General features: G+C 74.7%; 18 protein-coding genes. 10 read left to right on the top strand and 8 right to left on the bottom strand.

What is annotated here, in order from left to right; translation table 11 throughout:
• Positions 1–70 precede the first annotated feature (70 nt).
• Complete coding sequence (locus O4J56_RS16105; protein WP_270686636.1) at positions 71–1,324, top strand: heparan-alpha-glucosaminide N-acetyltransferase domain-containing protein; 1,254 nt, start codon at positions 71–73, stop codon at positions 1,322–1,324.
• 186 nt (positions 1,325–1,510) lie between these two features.
• Positions 1,511–4,006 (top strand): FtsX-like permease family protein, encoded by a 2,496-nt coding sequence (locus O4J56_RS16100; RefSeq protein ID WP_270686635.1) that lies wholly within the window; start codon positions 1,511–1,513, stop codon positions 4,004–4,006.
• Positions 4,007–4,040: 34 nt separating this feature from the next.
• Here the strand turns inward: O4J56_RS16100 and O4J56_RS16095 are convergent, their stop codons facing one another.
• The 3 genes from O4J56_RS16095 to O4J56_RS16085 are packed head-to-tail and all read right to left on the bottom strand — an operon-like array spanning position 4,041 to position 6,264.
• The gene (locus tag O4J56_RS16095) at positions 4,041–4,814 is read right to left on the bottom strand and encodes an enoyl-CoA hydratase-related protein (RefSeq protein ID WP_270686634.1); all 774 of its coding nucleotides are present in this window, start codon (positions 4,812–4,814) and stop codon (positions 4,041–4,043) included.
• A gap of 38 nt (positions 4,815–4,852) precedes the next feature.
• Positions 4,853–5,053: a ferredoxin gene (locus O4J56_RS16090; protein ID WP_270686633.1), complete on the bottom strand. Its 201-nt coding sequence runs from the start codon at positions 5,051–5,053 to the stop codon at positions 4,853–4,855.
• A complete protein-coding gene (locus O4J56_RS16085) occupies positions 5,050–6,264 on the bottom strand; it encodes a cytochrome P450 (RefSeq protein WP_270686632.1) in 1,215 nt (404 codons plus the stop codon). The genes O4J56_RS16090 and O4J56_RS16085 overlap by 4 nt, the downstream gene beginning before the upstream one ends.
• A 244-nt stretch (positions 6,265–6,508) precedes the next feature.
• Here O4J56_RS16085 and O4J56_RS16080 point away from each other — a divergent pair, with 244 nt between their 5' ends.
• The gene (locus O4J56_RS16080) at positions 6,509–7,297 is read left to right on the top strand and encodes a GbsR/MarR family transcriptional regulator (protein ID WP_270686631.1); all 789 of its coding nucleotides are present in this window, start codon (positions 6,509–6,511) and stop codon (positions 7,295–7,297) included.
• 10 nt (positions 7,298–7,307) lie between these two features.
• Positions 7,308–8,042 carry a hypothetical protein gene (locus O4J56_RS16075; RefSeq protein WP_270686630.1) on the top strand — a complete coding sequence of 245 codons (735 nt, stop codon included), beginning with the start codon at positions 7,308–7,310 and terminating at the stop codon, positions 8,040–8,042.
• Between the two features lie 71 nt (positions 8,043–8,113).
• On the opposite strand, the gene O4J56_RS16070 is transcribed toward O4J56_RS16075, so the two are convergent.
• Positions 8,114–8,863, bottom strand: a complete 750-nt coding sequence (locus tag O4J56_RS16070) for a TetR/AcrR family transcriptional regulator (RefSeq protein ID WP_270686629.1) — start codon at positions 8,861–8,863, stop codon at positions 8,114–8,116.
• A 208-nt stretch (positions 8,864–9,071) separates the two neighbouring features.
• Between O4J56_RS16070 and O4J56_RS16065 the strand changes: the two genes are divergently transcribed.
• Positions 9,072–10,673: an MFS transporter gene (locus tag O4J56_RS16065; protein WP_270686627.1), complete on the top strand. Its 1,602-nt coding sequence runs from the start codon at positions 9,072–9,074 to the stop codon at positions 10,671–10,673.
• A gap of 126 nt (positions 10,674–10,799) precedes the next feature.
• Here O4J56_RS16065 and O4J56_RS16060 read toward each other — a convergent pair whose 3' ends face one another.
• The 4 genes from O4J56_RS16060 to O4J56_RS16045 all read right to left on the bottom strand — a co-directional run bounded on the left by O4J56_RS16060 (position 10,800) and on the right by O4J56_RS16045 (position 14,266).
• On the bottom strand, positions 10,800–12,293 hold the full coding sequence (locus O4J56_RS16060) for a PTS ascorbate transporter subunit IIC (RefSeq protein WP_270686626.1): 1,494 nt from the start codon (positions 12,291–12,293) through the stop codon (positions 10,800–10,802).
• 387 nt (positions 12,294–12,680) lie between these two features.
• Positions 12,681–12,956: a PTS sugar transporter subunit IIB gene (locus tag O4J56_RS16055; RefSeq protein WP_270686625.1), complete on the bottom strand. Its 276-nt coding sequence runs from the start codon at positions 12,954–12,956 to the stop codon at positions 12,681–12,683.
• The gene (locus tag O4J56_RS16050) at positions 12,957–13,424 is read right to left on the bottom strand and encodes a PTS sugar transporter subunit IIA (protein ID WP_270686623.1); all 468 of its coding nucleotides are present in this window, start codon (positions 13,422–13,424) and stop codon (positions 12,957–12,959) included.
• Between the two features lie 137 nt (positions 13,425–13,561).
• A complete protein-coding gene (locus tag O4J56_RS16045) occupies positions 13,562–14,266 on the bottom strand; it encodes a hypothetical protein (RefSeq protein WP_270686622.1) in 705 nt (234 codons plus the stop codon).
• A gap of 256 nt (positions 14,267–14,522) precedes the next feature.
• Between O4J56_RS16045 and deoC the strand changes: the two genes are divergently transcribed.
• From deoC to O4J56_RS16020, 5 genes are all read left to right on the top strand, one after another.
• A complete protein-coding gene (gene deoC / locus O4J56_RS16040) occupies positions 14,523–15,467 on the top strand; it encodes a deoxyribose-phosphate aldolase (RefSeq protein WP_270686620.1) in 945 nt (314 codons plus the stop codon).
• A 140-nt stretch (positions 15,468–15,607) separates the two neighbouring features.
• Positions 15,608–17,074, top strand: coding sequence for an aldehyde dehydrogenase family protein (locus O4J56_RS16035; RefSeq protein ID WP_270686647.1), 1,467 nt, complete (start codon positions 15,608–15,610; stop codon positions 17,072–17,074).
• Positions 17,067–17,954 (top strand): aldehyde dehydrogenase family protein, encoded by an 888-nt coding sequence (locus O4J56_RS16030; RefSeq protein WP_270686619.1) that lies wholly within the window; start codon positions 17,067–17,069, stop codon positions 17,952–17,954. Before O4J56_RS16035 ends, O4J56_RS16030 begins: the two co-directional genes overlap by 8 nt.
• A gap of 61 nt (positions 17,955–18,015) precedes the next feature.
• Positions 18,016–18,750 (top strand): GNAT family N-acetyltransferase, encoded by a 735-nt coding sequence (locus O4J56_RS16025; protein WP_270686617.1) that lies wholly within the window; start codon positions 18,016–18,018, stop codon positions 18,748–18,750.
• A 1,160-nt stretch (positions 18,751–19,910) separates the two neighbouring features.
• Positions 19,911–20,708 (top strand): purine-nucleoside phosphorylase, encoded by a 798-nt coding sequence (locus O4J56_RS16020; RefSeq protein ID WP_270686615.1) that lies wholly within the window; start codon positions 19,911–19,913, stop codon positions 20,706–20,708.
• Positions 20,709–21,010: the final 302 nt, after the last annotated feature.

Raw genomic sequence — 21,010 nt, 5'->3', positions numbered from 1 at the left:
GGACGGGGACCGGGGAACCGGTCCCCGTCGACCGCCCCAAAACACCGCAATACCTCCTAGGGTGGGCGTCGTGACACCGCCCCAGGACCCCCGCCTCCCCGACGGGCCGGCGGCGCCCGCGCCGCGCGAGCGCATCGCCGGGATCGACGCCGCGCGCGCCCTCGCCGTCTTCGGCATGCTCACCGTGCACCTCGGCATCGGTTCGCTCGGCCTCGCCGGACTGGCGGGCGACGAGGCGGCCGAGGCCTTCCACGGCCTGACCCGCGGCCGCTCCTCGGCGCTTTTCGCCTTCCTCGCCGGGGTGTCCCTGGCACTGATGACCGGCAGGAACCGGCCCCTGCCCGGCCTGGCCCTGCAGCGCCCCGTGGCGCGCATCCTGGTGCGCGCGGTGGTGCTGGCCCTGCTCGGGATGTTCCTGGACCTGCTCGGCGCCCCCGTCGCGGTCATCCTGGCCTACTACGCCGGGTTCTTCGTCCTGGCCCTGCCGCTGCTCACCCTGGGCCCCGTCGCGCTGGGCTGCACGGCGGCGGCGATCGCGCTGATCGGCCCGCAGGCGTCGTTCCTGCTGCGCTCGGCCATGGACGATCAGGGCTTCCGGGAGAACTCCATCGGCGGCGTCACCGACCTCCTCCTCACGGGCTACTACCCGGCGTTCACGTTCATGGCGTTCGTGGTGGCGGGCATGGCGGTGGGCCGGATGGACCTGAACGCGACCCGCGTGCGCCTGGGCATGCTGGGCACCGGCGCCGCGCTGGCCCTGCTCGGCTACGGCGGCTCGTGGCTGCTGCTGTTCCCCCTGGGCGGGGTCGACCGGCTGGCCACCGACCTCGCGGCGTCGACCTGGGGGACCAGCGCCCTGAACGCCTCCGAGCTGGCGCCCATGCGCGAGTGGGTCGTGGGGGAGCTGGACAACATGCACGGGCAGGTCCCGACGGACTCCCCGCTGTGGCTGCTCATCGCCAGCCCGCACAGCGGCACCAGCTACGAGGCCGTGGGCGCGATCGGCACGTCCCTGATGGTGCTGGTGGCCTGCCTGTACGCGGCCGAGCGCGCGCGGGTGCTGGTGTACCCGCTGTCGGCCGCCGGGTCCATGGCGCTGACGGTGTACGCCGGGCACATCGTGGTCATGGCGATCGGCGGCATGTCCTTCCAGGACACGGCCCCGTTCCGGTGGGAGGCCTTCGTCGTCGCGGCGCTGGTGCTGTGCACGCTGTGGAAACTGACGCTGGGCCGGGGGCCGTTGGAACGCGCCCTGGGATGGCTCGCCGACCGCGGCGCCGCCCTGGTCCCCGACCGGGGAGCCCGCCCGGTCCGGCAGGCCTGAGTCCAGCCTTATACGGCCCTGCCGGGGTCGGCGCAGGGGGTCGTCCACGAGGACGAGGCCCCCGTGAATCCATTCGGCCGATCGGCCGATCCCGCCGGCGAAGCCTCCTGACTACCGTCGCCGCAATGCCGAAGAAGCGGCGGCGGGGCACCGCGCCTCCGCGCTCGCAGCGATGCCGGAAGGGTGATGCCAGTGTGGAGGACGACGCTCGCCGGGCTCCGCGCCCATAAGGCGCGGCTGGCCATGGCGGCCCTGGCGACCGTGCTCGGGGTGGCCTTCACCGCCGGGACCCTCGTCCTCGGCGACACCCTGCGCGCGGACGCCGAACGGACGGTCACCGCCAACACCGCCGACGTCGACGTGGCCGTGCTCGCCACCAGCGGCCTGCGCGAACTGCCCCAGGAGGCGGTGGACGAGCTGGCGGCGCTCGACGGCGTCGAGCGCGCCCAAGGAGCCGTGGAAGGGCAGGCCACCCTGCTCGGAGCCGACGGCCGCCCCCTGCGCCAGAAGCCCGTCGCCGCCTCGGTCACCCTGCGCACCTCCCTGGCGGAGGGCAGGGCCCCCGGCGCCGACGACGAGGTCGCGCTGGCCGCGTCGACCGCGGAGGACGCGGGCGCGGCCGTCGGCGACACGGTCGGCGTGCTCGACGCCCGGGGACGGCAGCGGGATATGACCGTCACCGGCCTGGTCGACACCCGGGGCGAGGGCACCATGGCCCTGCGCGGGGCGGCGGTTTTCACCCTCCCCTCGGCCAAGGCGGTCACCGGGAAGGCGGGGTACGCGGGCATCTACGTCACCTCGTCGGGCCCGGCCCCCGAGGACCTGCGCGCCGACGTGGCCGCCGCCGTCGGTGAAGGGGGCCGCGAGGTCCTGACCGGCCGGGAGTGGGCCGACGCGAAGGCGGCGGGCAGCGGCGTGGACCCGGCCCTGCTCAGCGCCGGGCTGGCGGTGCTCGCCCTGGTCTCCCTCCTGGTCTCCGGACTGGTCATCGGGAACACCTTCGGCATCCTGGTGGCCCAGCGCAAGCGCGAGCTGGCCCTCCTGCGCTGCGTGGGGGCCTCCCGCTCCCAGGTGTTCGGCGGCGTCCTGGCCGAGTCGGCCGCGCTCGGCGCCGCCGCGTCGGTGCTGGGAGCCGCCGCCGGGGTCGGTGCCGGGTACGCGGCCGTCCCCCTCCTCAGGGCCTTCGGCAGCGACATCCCCTTCTCGGTGGTCACGGTCACGCCGCAGACCCTCGCCATCAGCCTGGCCGCCGGCCTCGCCGTCACCGTCGGCGCCGCGGCCCTCCCCGCGCACGCCGCCACGCGTGTGCCCCCGGTCGCGGCGCTGAACAGCACCCGTGAACGCGAAGGCGGGCGGTTCGGCTCGGTGCGCGGCGTGCTGGGCCTGTCGGCGGCTGCGACGGGCGCGGGGGCCACCGCGGCGGCCGTGCCGGTCCTGGGCGCGGGGCCCACGGCGCTGACCACCGTCGTGGCCGGCGGCATGGTCCTCTTCCTGGGGCTGGTCGCCCTGGGGCCGGTGCTCGTGCGCCCGGCCGTGGCGGTCGTCGGCTTCCTCCCGCGGCGGCTGTTCGGCACCCCCGGGCGCCTCGCGGTGGCCAATGCCCGCCGCAACCCGCGCCGCGCTGCCACCACCGCGGTCGCCCTGGCCGTCGGGGTGACCCTGATGTCCGGGGTGTCGGTGGCCACGGAGAGCTTCTCGGCGTCGGTGGGCAAGGGCGTGGAGCATGCGCTCCCGGTCGACTTCATCGTGACGGCACCCGGGACGGCGGAGCAGGCGCAGATCCCGCCCGAGGTGGTCGAGCGGCTCCAGGGGACCGACGGCATCGCCGAGATCGGCGCACAGCGCGAGGCCGTGGTCGAGCTGGACGGGAAGGAGGCCGGACTGGCGAGCGTGGTCCCCGGCGGCCCGTTCGAGGAGCCGGTGGTCGTCGCCGGGGTGGACCCGGAGCAGATGGGGCGCGGACAGGTCGCGGTCACTCCGGAACGGGCCGAGGAGTTCGGCCTCGGCGTGGGGGACACGGTCAGCGCTGCCACCGGGGACGGGCGGACGGTCGACCTGGAGGTCGCCGCGATCGTCCGGGCGTCGCCCTACCCGCCGTTCTCCATGGCCCCGGAAGCCTTCACCGCCCTGTTCGGGGAGCGCGGCTACGGCGCGCTGATGATCAACACCGACCCGGGGCTGAGCCCCGAGGAGGGCCGGGCCGCCGTGGAGGCCGGGACCGAGGACCACCCGGCCGTGTCCATCACCGGCACCGACGACGCCCGGCGGCAGCTGGAGGCGACGCTGTCCAACCTGGTGATGATCGTCGGCGGCCTGCTGGCCCTGTCCGTGCTCGTCTCGCTGGTCGGGATCGCCAACACGATGAGCCTGTCGGTGGTGGAGCGGACCCGGGAGTCGGCCCTGCTCCGCGCCCTGGGGGTCACCCGACGGCAGCTGGGGCGGATGCTGACGGTCGAGGCGCTGGTCCTGGGGGCCGTCGGGGCGTGCACGGGCGCGGTCGTCGGCGGCGTGTACGGCCTGGCGGCGATCACCGCGATGCGCGCCGACGCGGTGCCCGCGGTGCCGGTCGGCCAGCTGGCCGTGATCGTGGTCGGATCGGGGCTCGCGGCGATGGCGGCCGCCGCCCTGCCCGCGCGCCGGGCGGGGCGGACGTCGATCGCGGCCTCCCTGGCAGGGGAGTGAGGCGGTCCCCGCACAGTGGCGGACGGAGGGCGGGTCAAGCGGGCCACTTCGGTGTGCGCTTCTCCAGGAACGCCGCCATGCCCTCCTGGGCCTCCGGTGTCTGGGCGGCGGCCGCCATCACCTCGACCGCGTACGCCATGGCGTCGGACTCGGCCCGGTCCAGCTGGGCGTAGAGCGCCTGCTTGCCCAGGGCCTTGCTGCGCGGGGAGCCGCGGGTGGCGCGGTCCAGCAGGTCGCGTGCGGCCCCCTCCAGCTCGGCGTCGGCGACGGCCCGGTTGACCAGGCCCCACTCGGCGGCGGTGCCCGCGTCGATGACGTCGCCGGTCAGCGCCATCTCCACGGCCCGCTTGCGCCCCACGTTGCGGGAGACGGCGACCATCGGGGTGTGGCAGAACCAGCCGCCCTTCCCGCCGGGGGCGGCGAACCCGGCGCTGTACCCGGCCACGGCCAGGTCGCAGGTGGCGACGAGCTGGCACCCCGCGGCGGTGGCCAGCCCGTGCACGCGGGCCAGGACGACCTGGGGCGCCGACTGCACGGTGCGCATGAGCCGGGCGCAGGTGAGCAGGGTGCGGCGGGTCGCGGCGTGGTCGGCGCCGGCCAGGTCGGCGAAGTCGTGCCCGGCGGAGAACACCGGGCCGTTCGCGGCGAGGACGATGCCCAGCGCGTCGGATGCGGCGACCTCCTCGAAGGCCGCGGTCAGCTCGTCCATGAACCCTTCGGACAGGGCGTTGCGGCGTTCCGGCCGGTTCATGGTGATGGTGGCGTGCGGTCCGGAGCGTTCCACGAGGACACGGTCGTTGCTGCTCATGAACCGACGTTACGCCGAGGTCCGGGGAGCGGGCCGGTTCAGGCGTCGCGGGTGACCGAGAGCGCGCCGGACGGGCACAGGCGGGCGGCCCGGAGCACGTCCTTCTCCCGGTCGGCGCCGGGCGCCCCGTCGCGCACCAGCACCAGCCCTTCCTCCTCGTCCTGGTCGAAGAGGTCGGCGGCGGTCAGGACGCACATCCCCGCCCCGATGCACCGGTCGCGGTCGGCGCTGATCCTCATCGCCCGGCCCCTTCCGGCCCCCAGGCCACGGGCAGGCGGTCCACGCCGTAGATGTCCGAATCGGAGCGCAGCGGCACCTCCTCCTCCGGGACCGCGAGGCGCAGGTCGGGGAAGCGCCGCAGCAGCGCGGGGAAGGCGGCCCGCATCTCCACGCGGGCGAGCTGCTGCCCCAGGCACTGGTGGACGCCGTGCCCGAAGCCGATGTGCCCGGGCGCCTCCCGCCGCAGGTCGAGCCGGTCGGGGTCGGGGAACCGCTCGGGGTCCCGGTTGGCGGCGGCCATCGACAGGGCGACGATGTCGCCCTCCTTGACCATGTGCCCCTCCAGCTCGACGTCCTCCAGGGCGGCGCGCTGGCCGGTGTGCGCGATGCTCAGGTACCGCATCAGCTCCTCCACTCCGCCGTCGACCGCCTCGGGGTCGTCGCGCATGACCGCGAGCTGGTCGGGGTGGCGCAGCAGGGCGTAGGTGCCCAGCGCGATCATGTTGGCGGTGGTGTCCAGCCCGGCCCCCAGCAGCAGCGTGGCCACGTTGACCAGCTCCTCCTCGGTGAGGTCGGAGTCGGTCAGCTCGCTGAGGATGTCGTCGGTGGGGGCGGCGCGCTTGGCGTTCACCAGGTCCCGCAGGTAGCCGGCCAGTTCCTGCATGGCGCGGCCCATCTCCTCGGCGGTGGCCGCGGGGTCGTTGAAGGCCCGGGTGTTCTCCTGGAAGCGGTCGTGGTCCTCGGTCGGGACCCCGAGGATCTCGCAGATCACCAGGGCGGGGATGGGCTGGGCGTAGGCGGCGACCAGGTCGGCGGTGCCGCCCGCGCGCTCCATGGCGTCCAGGTGCTCGGCGACGGTCCGCTCCACGCCCTCGGTGAGCAGGCGCATCCGGCGGACGGTGAACCTCCCGGCGAGCAGCCGCCGGTAGCGCGTGTGCTCGGGCGGGTCGGTCTGCAGGAACATCCCCGGCGGGGCGGGCGGCATCCGGTCGGGCATGCCGGCCCGGGGCAGCACGAGGCGCTGAAGCTCCATCCGGTTGCTGAAGCGCGGGTCGGAGGTGACGGCGCGGGCGGCGGCGAACCCGGTGACCAGCCACCCCGGGCTTCCGTCGGCGAGCGGGATGCGGGCCAGCGGGCGCACCGCCGCCAGCTCCTCGGGCGGGGCGAAGGGGCGCCCGGCAGGGCGCGCGGTGGGCATCTCGGGCAGTTCCGGCAACGGTGCCGTGGTCATGGTGGATCTCCCCCGTCGGAGTTTCGATCGAATGAAACGCTACGTTGCATTCAAAAACTCATCAATGCATGCGGAGGTCGGATCGCCTGTTGTCCCTGGTCTGTGGAGAAAATTGTTGCGGTGGGGATGAGGTGAATGCAACCCTCGCGTCGTCATGACGTTGCAATGGAGTTCGAGTGAACGCACAATGGGGTGCAGGGCCGCGCATGTCGGCACGGCCCGCCGACGAGTGAAGGGGGAGCCCATGCCCGGAGGACGCCTCACCCCCGAGGAGCGCCGCCGGATCGCCCGCGGTCTGGGCGACGGACTGTCCTACGCCGGGATCGCGCGCGGGCTGGGGCGGCCCACCTCCACCGTGACGCGCGAGGTGATGCGCAACGGGGGGCCGAACGACTACCGGCCCGACCGCGCCCAGAAGGAGACCGAGCGCCGCGCCCGCCGCGGCCCCGCCGCGCCGCCCCGCTCGGCGTCCCGGGCCCCCGGCCCGGTGGACGGGGCGCGGCGCCGCGCCGAGGAGATCGTCGTCGGGCCGCTCCAGGCGACCGGCCTGCCGCGCACCCCGGCGCGGGTCATGGCCGCCCTGTTCGTTGCCGACGCCGGCCTCACCGCCGCCGAGCTCGCCGAGCGGCTCGGACTCAGCCCCGCGTCGGTGTCCAAGATCGTCGGCTACCTGGAGGAACAGGACCTGGTGCGGCGCGAGCGCGTACCGGGCGGGCGCCGCGACCTGTACCTCGCCGACCGGCTCGCGTGGGTCCGGGCGTGGGAGGCGAGCATCCGGGCGAACCTGCGCCTGGCCGACGCGGCCCGTGAATGCGCGCGCATCCTCGGGCCCGGAACCCCTGCCGGTGCCCGCCTGGACGAGGTGGGGGCCTTCTTCGCCATGTCCTCCGAGGCGCTGTTGGACATCACCGCCCGCTGGGAGCGCGAGACGGGGTGGTGGTCCCCGGTCGGCGGCGAGCCGGACGCGGGCGGAGGGACGGCGGCGCCGGCCGGCGCGGACACCGGAGCCGAGGCGCAGGACCCTGAGGAGTAGCCTCGCTCGCATGGGCGGCGGGAACGGATTCGGAGCGGTGAACCTCCGGGCCCGTGAAGCCGAGCGCCGCATGGCCCCCGTGGTGGTCGCGGCGGCGCTCCTCTCGGTCCCCGCCGTGTTCTGCGAGGTCTGGGGCTCCGGCGCGGTGGCGGTGGCGGGCCGGTGGGCCAACATCGCCGCCGGTGCGGTGCTGTGGGCCGAATGGGGGCTGCTGTTCCTGCTGGCCGAGGGCAAGCGGGCGTGGCTGCGCGAGCACCGCTGGTCGACGCTGGCGGCCGCGGCCGCCGTGCTCGCGGTGGTGCTGGTGGTCGGCCCGCTGCAGATGCTGCGCCTGGCGCGGGTGGCGGTGTCGCTGCGGCTGCTGCGGGCCTCCCGCATCCTCAAGGCGGGCCGCGTGCTGAACCGCCGCACGGAGCCGGGGCGCCTCCAGCGGGCGCTGCTCACCGGGGCGGTGGCCCTGCTGGTGGCCGTCTTCAGCCTGGCCGTGCTGGCCGACCCGCAGGCGGAGAGCCGTCGGCTCGCCGAGGCGGCGGTGCAGACCTGGGGGGTGGGTCCGGTGGCCGCCGCGGGCGCGGCGGCGGTGGCGGCGGCCGCGGGCGCCCTGCTGTGGAGGCGGATGCGGCTCCGGCCCGGGGTGCGCGGCGACGGCTTCGCCGATACTGCTGACTCCGCCGACACTGCCGGGTCCGCCGACTCCGCCGGGACCGGGGACGCGCCGGGGGCGACGGGAGGCGACGGGGGGTGAGCCGCCCCGCGCTCGGTCGGCGGCGCCGGGGCTCGGCGCGTCCGTGCAGGTGAAAAACGGGTGGCGGCTGATCAGGACGCCATGGAAACATCGCCCGCTGTGTTCGACGATGAGGAACCCGACCCCTGATCCACCGACCCGGCGCCGTCCGCTGTGGGAGGCGCCTCCTTCCCGCCCGGAAGGTGCCAGGGCTCGGTGAGCGTTGGGACGAGCGTGTCCATCACCGTCTCGATGAGGGAGTAGAACCGGTCGGCGCTGGGCTCGGAGACCATGCAGGCCTGGGTGACCGCGGTCTTCATGGCGCATCCGAAGACCGAGGCCAGCAGCCGGGGCCTGAGGTCGCGGGACGAGGCCGCGCACCGCTCGGCGATCAGGGCCTCCAGGCGCGCCGTGTGCCGGTTGCCCGAGTCGAACCGGGCCGCGAGCAGGTGGGGGGACTCGGCCAGCACCGGCAGCAGCCGGAGCTGGCCCGCGACCACGGTCGCGCTCAGGTCCTCGCGCGTGTCCTGCACCGCCCGGGCCATGGCGGTGAAGGGGTGCTCGTCGAGTGGGCGGTCCCGGAGCCTGTGGATGAAGACCTCTTCGATGTCGTCGTAGACCGATAGAACGATGTCGTACTTCGACGGGAAGTAGCGGAACAGGGTCCGCTGGGAGACGTCGGCCTCGGCGGCGATCTCCTCGGTGGTCGTCGCCTCGAAGCCCCGCGCGGCGAACAGGTCCAGCGCGGCCGCCACCAGGGCTTCGCGGGTCCGGGCCTTCTTGCGCTCGCGCAGTCCGCCGGGGTGGTCCGGCGCACCGGATCCGTCGGTGATTCCCGTCACGTGCTCCTCCGGTTCGGCCGCGCGCCCCCGCTCGGGGGCGCGTGCGGGGGCGGCGCCACCTCCGCTTTCGCGGGTCGATCGGTCCGAGGATACCGCCGGATGCAAAATTCGTCAGTGATTGTCATCTGTCAGCGGCTGCCATTAGTGTTGCCGGGTCGCGACGGATCGGGAGGAACCGCGGGACGGACCGCGGGGGAACGGGGGACGCATGACGCAGACCGCACCACGGGAGGCGCCGCCGGGGCGGCGCCAGGGGCTGCGCGGCAGCCCGTGGGGCACGCTGGTGGCCATCGCCTTCGGCGTGATGATGGTCGCCCTCGACGGCACCATCGTGGCCGTGGCCAACCCGGCGATCGGCGCCGACCTGGACGCCTCCCTGGCCGAGCTGCAGTGGGTCACCCACGGCTACCTGCTCGGCCTGGCGGTCTTCCTGATCACCGCGGGCAAGCTCGGCGACCGCTACGGGCACCGCCGCGTGTTCATGGCCGGCGTCGTCGGCTTCACGCTCACCTCGGTGGCGATCGCCCTGTCCTCGGCGGTGGTCCCGCTGGTGGCCTTCCGCATCCTGCAGGGCGTGTTCGGCGCCACCATCGCCCCCGCCGCGATGGGGCTGCTGCGCTCCAGCTTCCCGCCGGAGAAGCTGGGCCGGGCCTTCGGGATGTTCGGCAGCCTGATCGGCGGCGCCACCGCGGCCGGCCCGATCGTCGGCGGCATCCTGGTGTCGGCGTTCAGCTGGCACGCCGCCTTCCTGATCAACATCCCGGTCGGCCTGGCCGCGCTGGGCCTGGGGGTGTGGCTGCTGGGGCCCAACCGCCCGACCGACACCTCCTCGCGGATGGACCTGCCCGGGATCGCCCTGCTCAGCGTCGCCATCTTCGCCCTGGTCTGGGCGCTGGTGGAGGCCCCGGTCAAGGGGTGGACCCACTCCGAGACGCTGATCGTGCTCGCGGTCTCGCTGGTCTTCGGCACCGCGTTCGTGCTGTGGGAGCGCAAGGCCGAGGCGCCGCTGCTGCCGCTGGGCATCTTCCGCTCCGCGCCCATCTCCATCGGCGTGGTGCTGATGGTGCTGATGGCCCTGGGGCTGATGGGGTCGCTCTTCTTCATCACCTTCTACCTGCAGGGGGTGCTGGAGCTGACCCCGCTGCAGGCCGGGCTGCAGCTGCTCCCGCTGACCGCGATGATGGCCATCTGCGCCACCCCGGCCGGGCGCCTCATCGACACCGTGGGGACCCGCGTCCCCACCGTGGGCGGCCTGGTCAGCGCCTCGGTCGCGCTGTTCATGCTCTCCCGGCTCACCCCCGACACCGGGGTCGTCTACACCTCGGTCGGCTTCGTGCTGCTGGGCGTGGGGCTGAGCATGGTGATGACCGGCGCCACCGCCGCGATCCTCACCAGCGCGCCGGTCTCCCTGGCCGGGGTGGCCTCGGGCATGCAGCAGGCCGCGATGCAGCTGGGCGGATCGCTGGGCACGGCGGTTCTGGGTGCGGTGCTGTCGGTGCGGGTGGCCGCCACGCTGCCCGGGCACTTCGGCGACGCCGGGGTGGAGCTGCCGGAGGGGGAGGGCCTCGCCGCGCTGCAGAGCGCGGTCGCCCAGGGCTCCGCGGTGATCCCGGAGGGCGCCTCCGACGCGGTCGCCGAGGCGATCACCCGGGCGAGCCACCTGGCGTTCATGGACGGCCTGTTCCTGGCGTTCAGCGTGGCGGCCGCGGTCATGGCGGGGGCGGCGGTGCTGTCCCTGTTCATGAAGCCGGCAGCGAAGGAGGAGGGCGCCGAGGACGGGGCCGCGCCCGAGCCCGCCGTCCACCTGTGACCTGAACCGGGAGGAAGGGGGGCGGCCCTGCGGGGCCGCCCCCCTTCGCTGTGCACTGTGCCCCGCCGTGCACCGTGCCCCCGTGTGCGCCGTGTGCTGTGCGTCGTGCGCCGAGTCCGGGGCGGCCTACTCGGGAGAGCCCTTCTTCCTCTCGCCCTCCGCCTTGCGGCGCTCCAGCGCCTCCTTGTGGCGCGCGGCCGGGTCCCAGCCCCCGAGCACCGCCTTGCGCTGCACCAGCACGGCCGCCGCGAACAGCGCCGCCGCCACCAGCAGCGACAGCACCACCCCGGCGGCGTCCCCGGCCCGGAAGGAGTAGCCGACCGCGATGCCGAACCACCCGAAGTCGGCGTCCCCGAAGGTCGTGTTCGCCTCCCCGAACGTGCCCAGCACGCCCAGCAGCAGCGCGGGCAGCACGGTGATGATCACGCCGTTGACGAAGGCGCCGGCCACCGCGCCCCGGCGCCCGCCGGTCGCGTTGCCGTACACGCCCGCCGCGCCGCCGGTGAAGAAGTGCGGCACCAGCCCGGGGAGGATCAGCGCCAGCCCGAACACCGGGTTGACCACCCAGGCCATGAACGCCAGCGTCGCCAGCCCGCCGACGAAGCTGGCAAGGAACCCCACGAGCACCGCGTTCTGCGCGAAGGGGAAGACGATCGGGGCGTCCAGGGCGGGCACCGCCCCGGGTACGACGCGTTCGGCGATGCCCTGGAAGGCCGGGACCAGCTCGCCCAGGATGGTCCGCACGCCGTACAGGATCACCGCGACGCCGATCCCGAACTGCAGCCCCTCCATCACCGAGGCCATCACGAAGTGCCCGACGGTGGGGTCGACCCCTTCGGCGGGCGGGAACATCTCCAGCGCCGCGGCGGTGCCCTGGCGGGCCCAGTACAGCAGGGCCACGGCCACGTAGATGACGACCATGCTCAGCGCCGTCGCCACCATGGAGTCGCGCAGGAAGCGCAGCCCCTCGGGCAGCTTCATGTCCTCGGTGCTGCGGCTGCCCCTGCCGACGAGCTGCCCGGTCGCGCCCGCTGCGACGTAGCCCAGGGTGCCGAAGTGGCCGATGGCGATCTTGCCGTCGCCGCCCACCGCCCGGGTCCACGGCTGGGCGAGGGCGGGCAGGGACACCATCACCACCGCCAGCAGCAGCGCGCCCAGGGCGACCGCGGCAGCGGCGGGCAGGCCGGTCGTCGCCAGCACCATGGTGAGCAGGGTGGCCATGAACAGGGTGTGGTGGCCGGTGAGGAACACGTACCGCAGCGGGGTGAACCGCGCCAGCACCAGGCTCAGCGCGAAACCGGCGATCATGATCCAGGCGACCTGGGCCCCGAACTGCTGCTGGGCGATGGCCACGATCGCCTCGTTGGTGGGGACCACGCCCTGCGCGCCGGCCGCGCCCTGGATCATCGTGCCCAGCGGTTCCAGGGCGGCGGTGACCAGGCCCGCCCCGGCGCCGATGAGCAGGAAGCCCAGCACGGCCTTGATGCCGCCGCCGACCACCTGTCCGACGGAGCGGCGCAGCGCGATCAGGCCGACGGCGGTGATGAGGCCGACCATGTAGGCCGGGACGCTGAGGATCTCGTTGACGACGAATCGGGCGATCGCGAGGATCGCGTCCATGGGCGGCTCCCGCCTGTCCGAACTACCGTGGGTCTCGGGGCCCTCCAGAGCCCGCGCGGACGGACCGCGCCGGTCTCGGGGAGAACGCCCCTACAAGCGCCGTCTCACGACGGGGGTTGTCGGTGTGCGGGGGAGGGGCCGCTCGCCCCGGGGCGAGACGGTGCTCCGCCGCCACGGCCCCGGGAGCGCCGGCTGCGCCGGCAGTACCGGAAGCGCTGACAGCGCCGACAGCACCGGCAGTGGCCCCGCCAGTCGGGCCGCCGCTGCCGCCACTTGAGCGCCCGCGATCACGGAGCTCGGCGGCCGCCGCCCTGACCGGGCAGGACACCGGCACCCCGGAAGACCCGGAACGTGAGCGCGTGGTCTCAGCGTCGGCTTCCCCGGGGATCAACGACCGGTGGCCTCGGCGACGGCCCGGCGGATCTCCTCGGCGTCCATGAAGTTGGCCACCACCGTGACCGGGATGCCCACGTCGCCCAGCTCCGCGGCCAGCTCACCGGAGGTGAGCACCAGGTCGGCGGTGGCGGCGGCGCCGCGCGCGGTCCCGATGTCGGCGACCTCCACCTCCGCGTCCAGCCCCAGGTCCTGGACGGCCTTCTCAGCGTTGGCCTTCAGCAGCACGCTGGTGCCGATGCCCATGCCGCACACGGCGAGGATCCTCACCTATTCGCCCCTCTCGTACTCGGTGATCGCCTTGTGGATCGCCTCGGGCTCGCGCATCCTCTTCAGCTCGCGCAGCCGTTCGGGGTCGCCCAGCATGCGCGCCAGGCGGGACAGGGCGCCGGAGTGGCCGTCGTGGTCCACCGCGGCCAGCCCGATGACCAGCTCCACGGGGTCGTTCTGGGGGTGGCCGAAGGCCACCGGCCGGGCCAGGCTCGCCCAGGACATGCCGGTGTGCAGCACCGCCTCGCTGGGCCGGGCGTGCGCCAGGGCCAGCCCTGGCGCGATGACGATGTAGGGGCCGTACTCGTCCACCGCCGCCTGCATCTGGCCGATGTAGTCCGAGGTCGCCACGCCTCCGGCGACGAGCAGCTCCCCGGCGGCGCGGATCGCCGCGCGCCAGTCCTCGGCCGCGATCCCGGTCACGATGGCGTCGGCGGGCAGCAGGGTGGACAGGGACGTGTCGGCCATGGGCCCTCCCGGCGACGGGACGCGAGGGACGGCCGCGGCGGGCCGCGGCCGCGGGTCCGCGGTGCGGACCGTATACAACGTTACGGTTCTACCGGAGGAATGTAACGCATCACCGACTGGGGTGTCGTGCCCCGAAGCTACTGTTCCGGGTCTGTTGTCCGATTGATGCGGGATGCGGTGCGCTCCTGGTGGGACAGCCCGTCGCTGGTGGTGCGGGTCGCGGCGCGGATGAGCCGCCGGGCGTCGTCGGCGGCGGCGCGCACCCGGTCGGGGGCCGCGCGGCCGGTGCGCGGCGCGGAGCCCTCGGTGCCCTCGGGTGGCATGCCGATGTCCTCGGGAAGCCCGGCCCGGCCGACGATGCGCATCTGCACCGTCTCCTGGGAGACCGAGGGGCGGATGTCGCCGCTGGGGGTGGTCCAGTGCTTGAGCCGGTGCCGCAGCCACTCCACCCCCTGGTAGCCCTCGCCGCGCGGCCACGGGGCGCCGTCGGGGCGGTGGCTGAGCGCGTGCAGCAGGTCGGCCACCGACCACCCGGCGGAGAAGAAGCGGGCGGCCTCGCGGCGGAGCTCGGTGAAGTCCACCCCGCGCAGCGAACCGTCGCGGCGGCGGATCAGCTCGCAGGCACGGTGCACGTCGCGGGGGGTGTGCATGGGCAGGGTCAGCGGGTCGGGGCCGGTGGAAGGGGCCAGCAGCTCGTCGTCGACGGTGACGACGACCTCGCCGTCGCGCCGGTTCTCCCAGATGCCGATGCGCTCGCGCGGCCAGCCCTGCGACTCGGCGAGCGCCGCCGCGAGCCGCTTCAGGTCGAACCCGTCCTGCGAGACGATCCGGAACTCGGCCATGTCCCCCTCGCCCCCTCCGGCGCGGCGCCGGCCCGGTGCCGGCGTCCTTCGCCTGTTCAGGGTACGGGGCGCACGGGCGGTGCGAGCGCTGGCGGGACCCGGCGCGCCCCGGGCGCCGGTCGGGTGCGGGGCGGGCACGGGGCAGGCGCGGGGCGGCCGCCCGTCGCCCGCGCGTTAGGGTGGCCCCAGGCGAGGGCCGGACGATCCCCGGCCGACGACGAGGAACCGCTCACGACGACCGCTCACGAGGTGGACCGTGCCCCAGACCGCCATCGCCGCCGAGCAGGCCCCCACCAACCGGGCCCTGCGCGAGTTCCTGCACGGCCTGCCCGGTGTGGACGAGGTCGGCGCCCGCGAACGCGCCGCCGGGCTGGCCACCCGTTCGGTCAAGACGACCGCCAAGGCCGCCGCGCTCGACCTGGCCGTGCGCATGGTCGACCTGACCACCCTTGAGGGCGCCGACACCCCCGGGAAGGTGCGCGCGCTGGCGGCCAAGGCCCGCCGCCCCGACCCCGACGACCCGGACGCCCCGTCGGCCGCGGCCGTATGCGTCTACTCCGACCTGGTCGCCGTCGCCTCCGAGGCGGTGCGCGGCAGCGGCGTGGGCGTCGCCTCGGTCGCCACCGCGTTCCCCTCCGGGCGCGCGCCGCTGGAGGCCAAGCTGGCCGACACCCGCCGCGCCGTGGCCGACGGCGCCACCGAGATCGACATGGTCATCGACCGCGGCGCGTTCCTCTCCGGGGACTACCGCAAGGTCCACGAGGAGATCACCGCGGTGAAGGAGGCCTGCGGCGGCGCCCACCTCAAGGTCATCCTGGAGACCGGCGAGCTGGCCACTCTGGACAACGTGCGCCGCGCCTCCTGGCTGGCGATGGGCGCGGGCGCCGACTTCATCAAGACCTCCACGGGGAAGGTGGCGCCCGCCGCCACGCCCCCGGTCGTGCTGGTGATGCTGGAGGCCGTCCGCGACAACCTGGCGGCCACCGGCCGCGCCGTCGGCGTGAAGCCCGCCGGGGGCATCCGCACCGCCAAGGACGCGATCCGCAACCTGGTGATGGTGCAGGAGGTGGCCGGGCCGCGCTGGCTGGACCCGGCGCTGTTCCGGATCGGCGCCTCCAGCCTCCTCAACGACCTGCTGATGCAGCGCTCCAAGCTGCGCACCGGCGCCTACGCCGGTCCCGACTACTTCACCATCGACTGAGGCGGCCACCCATGAGCAGCGAGGACAGGCCTCCGGCGCCGGAGGGCGGGAACGGGGCCGGCGGTGCGGACGGCGCACCGGGCGACGGCGGCGCGTCGGCTGCCGGCGGCGGCGTGTCGGCCACCGGCGGCGGCACGAGCATGAGCACGAGCAGGAAGGGTTCGCGGTTGGACGGACAGCCCCTGGAGTACGCGCCCGCCCCCGAGTCGCGCTCGGTGGTGCGGCTGCGCGAGGCCTACGACCCGTTCATCGACGGGGAGTTCGCGCCCGCCAAGAGTGGCGAGCACCTCACCACCGCCAACCCCGCCGACGAGGAGCCGCTGGCGCAGGTGGCCGTCTGCGGGGAGGCCGACGTCGACCGGGCGATGGCCGCCGCACGGCGCGCCTACGACACCGTGTGGCGGGACCTGCCCGGCGCCGAGCGCGGCAAGTACCTCTTCCGCATCGCCCGCATCCTGCAGGAGCGGGCCCGCGAGATCGCCGTACTGGAGACCCTCGACAACGGCAAGCCCATCAAGGAGACGCGCGACTTCGACGTGCCCATGGCCGCCGCGCACTTCTTCTACCACGCCGGGTGGGCCGACAAGCTCGCCTACGCCGGGATGGGGCCCGACCCCCGGCCGGTCGGCGTGTGCGCGCAGGTCGTGCCGTGGAACTTCCCGCTGCTGATGCTCGCCTGGAAGATCGCCCCGGCGCTCGCGGCGGGCAACACCGCGGTGCTCAAGCCCGCCGAGACCACCCCGCTGTCGGCACTGCTGTTCGCCGAGGTCTGCCAGGAGGCGGAGCTGCCGCCGGGCGTCGTCAACATCGTCACCGGCGACGGGGAGACCGGCCGGCTGCTCGTCTCGCACCCGGGGGCCGACAAGGTCGCCTTCACCGGCTCGACCGAGGTGGGCCGGGGCATCGCCCGCACCCTCGCCGGGACCGGCAAGCGCCTCACCCTGGAGTTGGGCGGCAAGGGCGCCAACATCGTCTACGACGACGCCGCCCTGGACCAGGCCGTGGAGGGCGTCGTCAACGGCGTCTTCTTCAACCAGGGGCACGTGTGCTGCGCGGGGTCGCGGCTGCTCGTCCAGGAGTCGGTCGCCGAGGAGTTCCTGGACCGGCTGCGCGCCCGGATGGCCCTGCTGCGGCTCGGCGACCCCCTGGACAAGAACACCGACATCGGCGCGGTCAACTCCGCCGCCCAGCTGGAGCGCATCCGCGCCCTGGCCGAGACCGGGCGCGCCGAGGGCGCCGAGGCCTGGTCGCCGCCGTGCCCGCTGCCCGAGCGCGGCCACTGGTTCCCCCCGACGGTCTTCACCGGCGTGACCCAGGCGCACCGGGTCGCGCGGGAGGAGATCTTCGGGCCGGTGCTGAGCGTGCTGACCTTCCGCACCCCCGAGGAGGCGGTCGCCAAGGCCAACAACACGCCCTACGGGCTGTCGGCCGGGGTGTGGACCGAGAAGGGGTCGCGGATGCTGTGGACCGCCGAGCGGCTGCGCGCCGGGGTGGTGTGGTCCAACACCTTCAACAGGTTCGACCCGGCCAGCCCGTTCGGCGGGTACAAGGAGTCCGGCTACGGCCGGGAGGGCGGGCGCCACGGACTGGAGGCCTACCTTGCCTGAGCACCGGCACGACGGGGCGGAGGCGCCGCGCGTCGCCGTCCGCAAGACCCACAAGCTGTACATCGGCGGGGCGTTCCCGCGATCGGAGTCGGGGAGGTCCTACCCCGTGGCGTCGGCGGACGGAGAGCACCTGGCCAACGCGGGCATGGCCTCGCGCAAGGACGCCCGGGACGCGGTGGCCGCGGCCCGCAAGGCGTTCCCCGGGTGGGCGGGGCGGACCGCCTACAACAGGGGGCAGATCCTGTACCGGGCGGCGGAGATGATGGAGGGGCGGCGGGCCCAGTTCACCGCCGAGCTGTCGGCCGCCACCGGGGCGGGGCGCCCCGAGGCCGAGCGCGAGGTGTCCGCCGCGATCGACCGGTGGGTGTACTACGCGGGCTGGACCGACAAGGCCGCCCAGGTGCTCGGCGGATCCAACCCGGTCTCCGGACCCTACGACAACCGCTCCGCGCCCGAGCCGACCGGGGTGGTGGGGGTGCTCGCGCCGCAGGAGGCCCCGCTGCTGGGGCTGGTGTCGGTGCTGGCGCCGGTGATCGCCATGGGCAACACGGCGGTGCTCGTCGCCTCCGAGCGCGCGCCGCTGCCCGCGGTGGCGCTGGCCGAGGTGCTGGCCACCTCCGACCTGCCCGGCGGGGTGGCCAACATCCTGACCGGCCGCACCGCCGAGCTCGCCCCGCCGCTGGCCGCGCACGCCGACGTGAACGCACTGGACCTGGCCGGGGCGGGGGAGTCGGCGGCCGACCTGGAGGAGGCGGCGGCCGAGACCCTGAAGCGGGTGCTGCGGCCGGATCCGGCGGTGGAGTGGGAGGCCGATCCGGGGTTGAGCCGTATCCGGCCGTTCCTGGAGACCAAGACCGTGTGGCACCCGGTCGGCACCTGAGCCGCCGTTCGGATCGGCCTGGCCGCCACGGCCCGGCGAGCAGACCTGGAGGAGAGAGACGATGCCCGGCGCACCCGGAGCCCCGGCGCGCCGCGGCGCGGTAGAGCTGCTCCGCTTGGACAGACTGGACGAGCCGGCGAACGAACCGGCGATCGAGGCGTCGGACGGGGCGTTGTCGGGGGCGTCGGGGGAACCGGCGAACGAGGCATTGGCGGGGGCGTCGGACGAGCCGCAGGGCGGGGCAGCGGTCGAGGGGACGGGTGAGGCGACGGGCGAGGCGCCGACCGGCGCCGACGCGCGGATCGCGCGCATCACCCGCGTCCGCGCCGAGGTCCTGGGCCTGCGCTTGGCGCCGGGGCAGGGCAGGTTCGTGGATCCGCCGGTGGCGACGCTGCCCAAGGCCGACGCCGATCCCGGGCAGGTGCCCTTCGCGGTCCTGGTGGACGGCGAGACGGCGGGCTTCGGGATCCTCAACAGGTCCGTGCCGTCGGGGACGGGGATCGTGCCCGGCGACGGGTCGAGCCTGACCGCGGCGCCGGAGCGGGCGGTGATGCTGAGGTCGTTCCTGATCGAGGTCCGATGGCAGGGGGAGGGCGTGGCGCGCCGGGCCTGCCGCCTGTTGCCGCCGCTGGCCCGCGAGGCCGTCCCTGAGGCGGAGGAGATCCTGGCGACGGTGAAGGCGGCCAACCCTGCGGGGTACAGGGCGTACATCGCCGGAGGCTTCGAGGACACGGGCCGCCGCTACCTGGGCGCCGACGCGGGCGTGCAGCACGTGCTGTCGATGCCCTTGACGTGAGCGGGGGCGGGGCGGAGCCGTTGCTGCAGCGCTGTCGGGTGTGGCGCGTGTGGGTGGTCGTCGTTGATGGCGGCGACGGCAAGAGGGGGCGGTTCCTGGGTGCTGCCTGCCGTCCGCCAGGCTTCTCGCGGTTCGGGTGGGCGGGCGGCTGGGCTGGTTCCCCGCTTACGGGTTCCGGCCGGGCGGTGGGCTGTCGGGGTGTGGGGTGGCTGGCGGCGACGAGCAGAGGTCGGCGGCCCGTGGGGCAGCGCTGTCGGGTGCGGCGCGTGTGGGTGGTCGTCGTTGATGGCGGCGACGGAGTGAGCGGGGTGGTTCCCCGGCCCTGCCTGCCGTCCGCCAGGCTCCTCGCGGTTCGGGTGGGCTGGCGGCTGGGCTGGTTCCCCGCTTGCGGGTTCCGGCCGGGTGGCGGGTCGCCGGGGTGTGGGGTGGCTGGCGGCGGCGAGGAGAGGTCGGCGGCCCGTGTGGCAGCGCTGTCGGGTGTGGCGCGTGTGGGTGGTCGCTGTGTTCGGCGGCGACGGAGTGAGCGGGGCGGTTCCCCGGCCCTGCCTGCCAGCCGGCGGGCTTCTCGCGATCCGGGAGGTCCCGAGGCGGGGGCGGGCGGTGCCGGGGCGAATTGGGTGGTGATATCGACACCTGATCTGCCGAAAAGTGTCGATTTCACGACGCGGGATGCCCGACCCCTTCGCCTACTGTCCGGTATGCCCGGTATGTGCCGCCCGTGCGGCCCCCTCGGCGATGATCTCGACAAAGGTGCTGTCATTCCGGCGGTTTTGGCAGCACCTTTGTCGAGATCATCGCCGGGGTGGGGGCGCCGGGGCGGCGGCCGCCACGAGCGCGGGTGACCACGCGCCCTCCCGGTCGCGCCGCTGCCCGGACCGCTCGCGGCCTGCCGGACGGCAGGCAGGGCCGGGGAACCGCCCCGGTCTCGCCGTCGCCGCCATCAACGGTGGCCACGTACACGCCTCACGGCCGACGACGCTGCGACGAGGGCCGCCGGCCTTCGTCGTCGCCTCCCTCCGCGACACACGTGGCGCCCGGAGCGGCCACCATTGCCTTCGACCGTCGGTACGGGAAAGGATGCCCCAAGCGGCACACCCGCGACCGGCCCCGTCATGCGGGCGGTCGCGACGACCCGGACCACCGTGAGGAGAACGCGACCCGTGAGCACCGATCCCATCGCCAGAGCCCGAGAGGCCGCGGACGCACTGCGCGAGCGCACCGGTACCGATTCCTTCCGCGCCGCCGTCGTTCTGGGCTCGGGCTGGGGACCGGCCGCCGATGCGCTGGGGGAGACCGTCGAGGAGGTCTCCGTGACCGACCTCCCCGGCTTCCCACCGCCCGCCGTCACTGGGCACGCCGGGACGGTGCGCGCCGTGAGCTCCGGCGGCGGCGAGGTGCTCGTCTTCCTCGGCCGCACCCACCTGTACGAGGGGCACGGCACCGACGCTGTCGCGCACGCGGTGCGCACGGCCGTCAGCGCGGGCGCCCAGAACGTGGTGCTCACCAACGCTGCGGGCGGCCTGCGATCGGACGTGCCGGTGGGGAGCCCGGTCCTCATCGCCGACCACATCAACCTCACCGCCCGCTCACCCCTGACCGGTGCGGAGTTCGTCGACCTGACGACCCTGTACGACCCGCGCCTGCGCGCGCTGGCGCACGAGGTCGATCCCTCGCTGCCCGAGGGTGTCTACGCGGCCATGCCGGGCCCGCAGTTCGAGACCCCGGCCGAGATCCGCATGCTGCGCGCGCTCGGGGCCGACCTGGTGGGCATGTCGACCGCCCTGGAGGCGATCGCGGCCCGCGCCCTTGGGGCGTCGGTGCTCGGCATCTCGCTGGTCACCAACATCGCGGCGGGGCTGTCGGACCAGCCCTTGGACCACAAGGAGGTCCTGGAGACCGGCCGCGAGGCCGCCTCCGGACTCGGGGACCTGCTTGCGGGCGTGGTCGCCAAGCTCTGAGGCCTCGGTCGCCGAGGAGAGGTTGCAGGAAGGTAACGCCTCACGTCTCAGCAGGTCATTCGCTCTGAGCCCCGCGTACGCGGGGATGGACCGTCCACGAACAGGTCGCCGCCGTGGTCGGCGGTCTGACCCCCGCGTACGCGGGGATGGACCGGCGCGCCTCATCAGGAGAAAGGGAAACTACAGCTGAGCCCCGCGTACGCGGGGATGGACCGGCGCCGCGCGTGAGGAGCGCCGCCCACGGCGCCTGAGCCCGGCGTACGCGGGGATGGACCGTCGTTGTGCTTAGCCTCAGCGTCCCG

The sequence above is a fragment of the Nocardiopsis endophytica genome, from assembly GCF_027706725.1.
GTDB classification, from domain to species: Bacteria; Actinomycetota; Actinomycetes; order Streptosporangiales; family Streptosporangiaceae; genus Nocardiopsis_A; species Nocardiopsis_A endophytica.
Note: the sequence above shows the minus strand (reverse complement) of the source record. Positions and strands in the feature narration are given on the sequence as shown.